This is a genomic window from Segeticoccus rhizosphaerae, from assembly GCF_009192725.1.
In the GTDB taxonomy this organism is placed as follows: domain Bacteria; phylum Actinomycetota; class Actinomycetes; order Actinomycetales; family Dermatophilaceae; genus Segeticoccus; species Segeticoccus rhizosphaerae.
The window spans coordinates 1-1,305 of the sequence record NZ_VOHR01000567.1 but is presented as its reverse complement, the minus strand read 5'-3'; the positions used below and the strand labels follow the sequence as shown (position 1 = coordinate 1,305).

Here is a 1,305-nt window from a genome sequence, read left to right as displayed (position 1 = left end):
CAGCACGCTGCGCACCGCGGTGGTCCTCGCCCGAACTCCCTGATGGCTGCCCTGGCTGCGGTATGCCGTGCTGCCCGTCGGGCTCGCCGGCGCGGCGATGCTGCTCACGCTCCGTGGCCCGCGCACCGACCAGCCCGTCCGCGGGCACCGGGTCAGGGTGGCAGCCTGTCTGGGGCTCGTGGCGGTCCTGGCCGGGCCCACGGCATACGGGGTGGCCACCCTCGAGCCCCCGCACACGGGGCCGACACCCGCGGCGGGCCCTCATCCGACCGGCGTCTTCGGGCGGCCCCCGGCCTCCGTGTCGGGATCCGCGCCGGTGTCCGTCACCGCCCCTGCACCGCCCCCGCCCGTGGTGGTTCGCGCCCTCACCCGCGGAGCCGGCCGCTACACCTGGGCGGCGGCCACCGTCGGCTCGGTCGACGCGGCCGGGCTGCAGCTGGCGGGTGGCGTGCCGGTGATGCCGGTCGGGGGCTACTACGGGACCGACCCGAGCCCCACCCTGGCGCGGTTCAAAGCCGACGTCGCCGCGCACCGCATCCACTTCTTCACCGACGGACGGCGGCCGGCCAGCAGCCGGACGAGCTCAGCCGACCTGATCCGCGCCTGGGTGCACGCGACCTTCCCCGCCCGCGCCATCGGCGGCCGGACCTTCTACGACCTGACCGGCGGCTGACGCCCGAGGACACCCCCGGTCCCCCACACCCGCGTCCGGCCACGTCGGCGCGCCGCTCGGCCTCCGCCGACCGCGAGGGCGTCTCCCGGCCGAAGGTTGTCTGGCTACAGTGACGGAATGGACCGCCCCGCCCCCCGACCGACGCGGCCGCCTCGCCGGCTGCCGTCCGTCGAGGAGACCTCCGCGGGCGGCGTGGTCATCGACGTGCACCAGGGTCTGGCGAGGATCGCGATCATCGCCAGGCGCAACCGGGCCGGCCGGGTCGAGTGGTGCCTGCCCAAGGGACACGTCGAGGCCGGTGAGACGCTCGAGCAGACCGCCGCGCGTGAGGTCGCGGAGGAGACCGGCATCCAGGGCCGGGTCCTGATCACGCTCGGCACCATCGACTACTGGTTCTCCACGCACGACCGGCGGATCCACAAGATGGTCCACCACTACCTGCTCGAGGCCACGGGCGGCGAGCTCACCATCGAGAACGACCCGGACCACGAGGCCATCGACGCCGCATGGTTCCCGCTCGACCAGGTGCACGAACAGCTCACCTTCCCCAACGAACGGCGGATCGCCCAGGCGGCCTGGCAGCGCCTCGCGGGCCACGCGTGAGCGCCCCCGCGCCCGCGTCCGCCTGCTCG

2 protein-coding genes are annotated in these 1,305 nt (G+C 75.1%); both read left to right on the top strand.

Features of this window, described 5'->3' with window-relative positions:
• Positions 1-97 precede the first annotated feature (97 nt).
• A complete protein-coding gene (locus FRW57_RS21720) occupies positions 98-673 on the top strand; it encodes a mannosyltransferase YkcB-related protein (protein ID WP_203230485.1) in 576 nt (191 codons plus the stop codon).
• Between the two features lie 117 nt (positions 674-790).
• The gene (locus FRW57_RS21715; protein ID WP_137119523.1) at positions 791-1,276 is read left to right on the top strand and encodes an NUDIX hydrolase; all 486 of its coding nucleotides are present in this window, start codon (positions 791-793) and stop codon (positions 1,274-1,276) included.
• The last annotated feature ends 29 nt before the right edge of the window (positions 1,277-1,305 follow it).